2 protein-coding genes and 1 pseudogene are annotated in these 1,979 nt (G+C 60.6%); all 3 read left to right on the top strand.

Features of this window, described 5'->3' with window-relative positions; all coding sequences use genetic code 11:
* The coding region (locus tag ROH8110_RS18345; RefSeq protein WP_442475980.1) for an ABC transporter permease subunit at positions 1-415 on the top strand (415 nt) is incomplete at its 5' end.
* An 84-nt stretch (positions 416-499) separates the two neighbouring features.
* Positions 500-1,783 carry an ABC transporter substrate-binding protein gene (locus tag ROH8110_RS18340; RefSeq protein ID WP_085819242.1) on the top strand — a complete coding sequence of 428 codons (1,284 nt, stop codon included), beginning with the start codon at positions 500-502 and terminating at the stop codon, positions 1,781-1,783.
* Positions 1,784-1,884: 101 nt separating this feature from the next.
* A pseudogene (locus ROH8110_RS18980) lies at positions 1,885-1,979 on the top strand (ABC transporter ATP-binding protein); the annotation flags it as partial.

The following is a 1,979-nucleotide window of genomic DNA, read 5'->3' as shown; positions in this document are numbered from 1 at the left end:
CGCCGAGATCATCGGTGTGAACCCGCTGCGCGCCAAGCTGAGCGCATTCGCGATCAGCTCGTTCTTTGTCGGCATCGCGGGCGCGCTGTTCTTCTCGGTCTACCTTGGCGCGGTCGAGGTCGGCGAGGCCTTCGGCATCAACAAGTCGTTCCTTGTCCTGTTCATGGTGATCATCGGCGGGCTGGGTTCGATCTTCGGCAGCTTTGCGGGGGCGGCGTTCCTGGTGCTGTTGCCGGTGCTTCTCAAGAACTTTCTGGTGGGCGGTCTTGGCTGGCCCACGGATCTGGCGGCACATCTGGAATTCATGATCGTCGGCGCGCTGATCATCGTTTTCCTTGTGCTTGAACCCCACGGGTTGGCGCAGCTTTGGCGTGTCGCCAAGGAAAAACTGAGACTTTGGCCCTTCCCGCATTGAGGGCGGGCCTGAGGAGGAGACACCGGGGGCATTGGCCCCTGGCGCATGCGACCATCGGACAATGACCAAAGGGAGGAATAACCGATGAAAAAGAAACTTCTGACAGCGCTTGTCGCTGCGGTGATGGCGGCAGGGCCCGCCCTGGCCGACCTCAAGATCGTCGATACCAGCTATCGCACCGGGCCTTACGCGGCCAATGGCATCCCGTTCTCGGACGGCTACCAGGACTATTTCACGCTGCTCAACGAGCGTGACGGCGGCATCGGCGGCGAGGCGATCAACCTCGTGGAATGCGAAACCGGCTACAACACCGAAAAGGGCGTCGAATGCTACGAGGCGACCAAGGGCGACGGTTCGCTGCTCTATCAACCGCTGTCCACGGGCATCACCTATCAGCTCATTCCCAAGGTGTCGTCGGACAAGATCCCGCTTCACACCATGGGCTACGGGCGCACCTCGGCCAAGAACGGCAAGGTCTTTGAATGGGTGTTCAACTATCCCGCAAACTACTGGGATGGCGCCAGCCATGCGATCACCCACATTCTCGAGCAGAATGGCGGCGACATCAGCGGCAAGTCGGTTGCGCTGGTCTATCACAACTCGGCCTATGGCAAGGAACCGATCCGCACACTGGAAGGGCTGGCCGAGAAGCACGGCTTCAACCTGACGCTTCTGCCGGTCGATCACCCCGGTCAGGAGCAGAAATCGCAGTGGCTTCAGATCCGCCGCGAAAGCCCCGATTACGTGATCATGTGGGGCTGGGGCGTCATGAACCAGGTCGCCATCCAGGAAGCCGTGAACATCCGGTTCCCGATGGAGAACTTCATCGGCATCTGGTGGTCGGGTTCGGAGAACGATGTGAAGGCCGCGGGCGATCGTGCCAATGGCTACAAGGCGCTGACCTTCCACAACATCGGCTCGAACTACCCGATCTATGACGACATCCAGAAATACGTCGTCGACACCGGCAAGGCCGCAGGCGCCGGCGATCAGATCGGCTCGGTTCTCTATAACCGCGGGATGTATGCCGCGATGCTGGCCGCCGAAGCGATCAAGACCGCTCAGGAGATCCACGGCACCGCCGCGATCACCCCTGAAATGATGCGCGACGGCATGGAAAACCTTGAAATGACCGAAGAGAAGATGGCCGGACTGGGCCTTCCCGGTTTCGGTCCCGAGTTCAAGGTGAGCTGTGAAAACCACGGCGGCAACGGCTTCGGCGCCGTGTCGCAATGGGATGCGGAAGCCGGTGAATTCAAGCTGATCACCGAGTATTTCCAGTCGGATCAGGACATCCTGCAGCCGCTCATCGAAGAAGATTCGATGGCCTATGCCAGCGAAAACAACATCGAGCTGCGCTGCCAGTAAGCGTGGCCACATGAAGCGGGCGCGGCGGGCTGACCGCCGCGCCCGGACCTGACGACCGGACCCCGCGAGGGGGCGAACGAGCGAGCGATTTGGAGAGACACATGCCCGACGCAGCAGCACGCACCGACGAGATGATTCTCGAGGTCAACAACATCGAGGTGATCTACAACCACGTGATCCTTGTGCTGAAGGGCGT

The sequence above is a fragment of the Roseovarius halotolerans genome (genome assembly GCF_900172255.1).
Lineage (GTDB): Bacteria > Pseudomonadota > Alphaproteobacteria > Rhodobacterales > Rhodobacteraceae > Roseovarius > Roseovarius halotolerans.
This window is presented reverse-complemented; position numbering and strand designations above follow the sequence as displayed.